The 4,776-nt window shown below is 67.5% G+C and carries 6 protein-coding genes; 3 read left to right on the forward strand and 3 right to left on the reverse strand.

The features are described from left to right. Positions 1-137: 137 nt before the first annotated feature. Together VEG08_10025 and VEG08_10030 are read right to left on the reverse strand one after the other, a co-directional pair. Complete coding sequence (locus VEG08_10025; protein HXZ28320.1) at positions 138-554, reverse strand: hypothetical protein; 417 nt, start codon at positions 552-554, stop codon at positions 138-140. A 240-nt stretch (positions 555-794) separates the two neighbouring features. Then, positions 795-1,055, reverse strand: coding sequence for a hypothetical protein (locus VEG08_10030; GenBank protein HXZ28321.1), 261 nt, complete (start codon positions 1,053-1,055; stop codon positions 795-797). Positions 1,056-1,128: 73 nt separating this feature from the next. Here VEG08_10030 and VEG08_10035 point away from each other — a divergent pair, with 73 nt between their 5' ends. Further along, positions 1,129-2,250: a site-2 protease family protein gene (locus VEG08_10035; protein ID HXZ28322.1), complete on the forward strand. Its 1,122-nt coding sequence runs from the start codon at positions 1,129-1,131 to the stop codon at positions 2,248-2,250. Positions 2,251-2,371: 121 nt separating this feature from the next. After that, positions 2,372-3,109 (forward strand): hypothetical protein, encoded by a 738-nt coding sequence (locus VEG08_10040; protein HXZ28323.1) that lies wholly within the window; start codon positions 2,372-2,374, stop codon positions 3,107-3,109. 20 nt (positions 3,110-3,129) lie between these two features. On the opposite strand, the gene VEG08_10045 is transcribed toward VEG08_10040, so the two are convergent. Continuing rightward, complete coding sequence (locus VEG08_10045; protein ID HXZ28324.1) at positions 3,130-4,065, reverse strand: POTRA domain-containing protein; 936 nt, start codon at positions 4,063-4,065, stop codon at positions 3,130-3,132. Between the two features lie 190 nt (positions 4,066-4,255). Between VEG08_10045 and ruvA the strand changes: the two genes are divergently transcribed. After that, the coding region (ruvA, locus tag VEG08_10050; protein ID HXZ28325.1) for a Holliday junction branch migration protein RuvA at positions 4,256-4,776 on the forward strand (521 nt) is incomplete at its 3' end.

Here is a 4,776-nt window from a genome sequence, read left to right on the forward strand (position 1 = left end):
GGCAGCTTGATGTGGATGCTCTCGGCCATAGGAGCTTGTGTGGCACAGGCGACCCGCCTGTGCACCGGAAATTTTCAGTCTATCGGAGGCGATGGAAGGGGGTCAACGCGCAGGCGGGAGTGGGCCGCACCCACGTCTTAGGGACCGCCGTCCGCGGTCACGATCCCGTCCAAGGGGCACGCGAGGTTGTCCGTCGGCTGCCTGGAAAACTTCGCTGTCGCCTCGTCGATGCCCCATGCGGCCGTGGCCTTGAGCATGGTCTGGGCCAGTTTTTCATCTCTGGCGTCGTAGCCGGCGCTGTTGTTCAGCACCGCCACAATCGTGTGCGGCGCCTTCGTTCCACCGGCTTGGCACCTGCCGATGAACATGGGCGAAGTCTTGGAATGAGCGGGGAATGGAAGCACGTCGCGGATCAGCCCGCTCTTGGTATTGACCAGCAGCTCGTACTCGCTGCCGCAGATCTGCCATGACTCCATGGACAAGCGCTCCGAGATCTCGTCCCCGCCCAGGTTCTTCAGGCCCAGTTCCTTGTGCCGCCCTTCGACCGCCGCCACGGGCTCATCCGAGGCCCGTCTCCCCAGCAGAGACTTGGGGATGTCGGCGCCGCACTTGATGCCTTCGAATTGATCCCGCGCCCACGCGCTTCCGCAGACGAGGATCAGAAGAACCAGGATCCCTGGAATCTTGGACGCTCCAGGACTCCCGCGCCAAGCACCGTGTGACATTGGGATGCTCCTTGTGGAACTCGATGACGAGTCATTGTATCCCGCCCAACGCCCGCAGCTCTGTCGCGTTCACCGCAACCGCGCCGTGGCCTCCCACCTCGCCTGCCCGGTGAAGTGGCGGCGCAGTCCGGGATAGAGCCAGCGGAAGAAGGTCACGAAGGCGGCGAGGTAGACGGCCCCGCCCACGACGAAGGTCCACAGCGCCGCCCGGTGCAGCAAGAGCATGCTGAAGAAGGTCATGACCATCCACACGCCCAGCGCCACCACGGCGGCCGCGAAGAGGCAGAGCAGAGTGGTGGCCACCACGGCTTTGAGCTTCCCCGCCAGCATGGAGGCCATCATTATAGTGGCGTAGGATGGAGCAGATCGGGTCACCGGATCATCGAATCATCGGGTCCTTGCAGTGAAAGCCCAGATCAAACTCGGGCACGTGCGCGGCATCGAGATCGGCCTGCACTACTCCTGGCTGCTGATCGCGGTGCTCATCACCGTGGGCCTGGCGGGGCACTTCCGCGAAGTCAACCCCGGCTGGGGCGAGGCGGTCATCTGGTCCTCCGCCATCCTCACCGGCGCGCTCTTCTTCTTCTTCATCCTGGTGCACGAGCTCTCGCACGCGCTGGTGGCGGGGATGCGGGGCGCGCGCGTCAAGGCCATCACCCTGTTCGCGCTGGGGGGCGTGGCCCAGATCGAGAAGGACGTGAGCGACGCCACCACCGAGTTCTGGATGGCCATCGCCGGGCCCATCACCAGCGCGCTGATCGGCCTGGCCTGCCTGGGCGCCGCCCTGGGCCTGGGGTGGAAGTGGGCGCTGGAGCCCGCCACCCCGCTGCAGGCCATCCTGGTGTGGCTCGGGTACATCAACCTGGCGCTGGCCGCCTTCAACATGATCCCCGGCTTTCCCCTGGACGGGGGGCGGGTGCTGCGCGCCCTGCTGTGGTGGTGGACCAAGAACGCGGAGCGCGCCACCCGCTGGGCCGCGGGCGCCGGCCAGGTGGTGGCGCTGCTCTTCATCGCCTACGGGCTGGCGGGGGTGCTGCTGGGCCGCGGCCTGGGCGGGCTGTGGATCGCGCTCATCGGGTGGTTCCTGATGGAGGCAGCGCGCGCCTCCGTCTTCCAGGTGGAACTGGCCGAGCGCCTCAAGGGCATCAAGACCGGCGACGTCATGGCCCGCGACTACGAGACGGTGGAAGCCAGCGCCAGCCTGGAGGAGCTGGCCCACTTGCTGCTGCGTACCCGCTGCTTCGTGGTCAAGCGCGACGGCTACCTGCAGGGGCTGATCACCGCCGCCGACGTGGGCAAGGTGCCGCGCGAGGAGTGGGCCTCCACCTCGGTGCAGGCCATCATGCGCCCGCTGCGCGAATTGCGCACCGTCGGCCCCGACACTCCGTTGCTGCAGGCCCTGGAGATCATGGGCAGCGAGGACCTGAACCAGCTTCCCGTGGTCCAGGACCACGAGCTGCTCGGCCTCATCAGCCGCGGCCACATCCTGCAGGTGCTGCAGGCCAAGGCCGAGCTGAAGGTCTGACCATTTCTTGATTTATCGATTTGTTGATTTATTGATTTGGCCAAGCCGCCGGCACCCGGCCGAGCCTCGCCAAGATCAATAAATGAATAAATCAACAAATCAATAAATTAGAATCTCCGCTATGTCTTCCCCCGCCCAGACCGCGCTGCGCCCCGCCGCCGAGGTGATCCGCGAGGCGCAGGTGGCGCAGGCGCCCAACGGCATCTGCTACACCTGGCTGGGCGAGATCGCGGTCGCTCCCGCCGACCTGGAGCGCATGGTGGCGGCGGTGCCGCGGCTGATCGCGGCCGCGCTCGAGCGCAAGGCCTACTACTTCGTCCCCCTCACCGTCAGCCGCGGCGACGAGACCCTGGTGGCCGAGCGTTACGACGTGGCCTTGAGCGACCAGGCCGTCTGCCACCGCAACCTCAGCCTGGGCGACGCGCAGTGCGTCTTCATCTCCACCCGCCTCATGGACGACAAGTTCTCCGTGGCCTTCGAGTTCTACATCAACGTGGGCCACGCCTTCGTGGAGCGCGCCGGGGTGGCACAGGAGTTCAGCGAGCTGGTGTGGAAGCAGGTGATGGAGGGCGCGCGCGGCGAGACCAGCCTGGACGCCTGGGAACTGCGCAAGCTGGCCACCTCGGGCTCACCCGACGCCGAGAAGGCCAAGACCGACTACTTCGCCGCCACCTTCTCCGATTCCATCGCCATCTACCTGCTCGCCCTCTGCCTGGACGTGGATTACTACGAACTGCGGGAGCGGGAGTATCCGCTGCTCGCCCCCAACGCCCTGGGCGAGCGCCTGCGCCAGGTCCACCAGCTCTTCCCCCCCAACCCCGGCTTCGACTTCAACATCTTCTACCGCCGGCGGACGTAACCTCCTTCGCCGCGGATCCCCTACGAACTGCCGCGGAAGTCGAGCACCACGTCCACGGTGGCGGTGGCGTCGTCCACCTTGAGGCGGGTGTTGGAGGCGGGGGCAGCGTCCTGGGGAAGCTGCCCGCGGAAGCGCTCGAAGATGTAGCCGGGCTCGCTGCCGTCGTAGGGCTGGCCGGGCTTGGGACGCCAGGCGCGCGCGATGCGCCGCGCCAATTCCTCCGGCAGCCCCAGGATCTGCAGCGTCCCCATGCGGTACACCGGGCCCTCGTTCAGGTTGAGGATCAGCGCGATGGAGTTGTCGGCCGCGCCGAGCTCGGTTTCCGGCCAAGCCTGGAAGCCCAGCCGCCCGCGGCGGGCGTAGGCCTGGCGCAGGGTCTCCAGGCCCTCGCGGACCTTCGCGATGTAGAAGACCTCGCCCGGGCGCAGCGGCATCATGGCCGCCAGTTGTGCCGGGGAGAAGACGGTGGCCTCGCGCCACAGGTAGAGCTTCAGGCGGTACTGCTCGCCCTCCCATACCCGCACCGTGATCGCCAGCCGCTGCTCCTTCAGGCTGTTGCCGGAGAGCGTCTGGGGCGCGGTCTCGGCCTGGGCGCAGAAGTAGCCTTGCTGCTGCTCGGCGTCGCGCACCGCTTCGGAGAGTTCCTCCGGCCAGCCCGGCCCGGTGAAGCTCTTGCCCTGGTAGTGGGCCGCGATCTTCTCCAGCACCTCGGCGGGGACGTGGCCGGCGCCGGCGAACCGCACCGACTCCACCGTGACCTTGGGAGCGTAGGTGAACTGCGGCAGCGCCTCCCAGAAGGCCGGCGGACAGAGCTTGTTGCTGCGCGGCCCCGAGTCTCGCCGCTGCAGCACGGGGCGGTCCCAGGGCGGCCCCGGCCGGGGCGCGGGCGGCGCCTGCGCGGAGGCGGGCGCCGGCGCGGCACACATCAGCAGCAGCGGGATGAGCCAGGCTCTCATCAATTCCTAGGATATACGGGTGCCTGGGATTAGACGCAGCCGTGCGCACTCGGGATGCTGTTCCCAGGTGTCATCCTTCGCGAGGCGAAGCCGAGCGGAGGATGACATCCCAACAGAGATGCATTCCATTCTTCAATCTTCATTCTGAAATCTGCAATCGTCCCCGTCCTCTGTGGTTAAATGACTTCCGATGATCGCCCATCTGCGCGGCCGCATCGTCGCCAAGCATCCCAACCAGGTCATCGTGGAGGCCGGGGGCGTGGGCTACGACGTGAACATCACCATCCCCACCTTCTCCGAATTGCCGGCGGCGGGCAGCGAGGTGGCGCTGCACATCCACACCCACGTGCGCGAGGACGCGCTGGCGCTCTACGGCTTCCTGCGCGCCGAGGAGAAGCGGCTGTTCGAGCGCCTGATCTCGGTGAGCGGCATCGGGCCCAAGCTGGCGGTCACCATCCTGAGCGGCATGGCGGCCGAGGCCATGGTGGCGGCCAGCCGCGACAACGACGTGGCCCAGCTCACCCGCATCCCCGGCATCGGCAAGAAGACCGCCGAGCGCATGGTGCTGGAATTGCGCGACAAGCTGGAGGGACTGGCGGCCGCGCCCGCCGCCGCCAAGGCCTCGCCCCTCGAGGAAGACGTGCTCTCCGCCCTGGTCAACCTGGGCTACCAGCGCGCCGCCGCGGAGCGCGCCCTGGAGCGCGTGGCCAC

This window comes from Terriglobales bacterium, assembly GCA_035624475.1.
GTDB lineage: Bacteria > Acidobacteriota > Terriglobia > Terriglobales > Acidobacteriaceae > DASPRL01.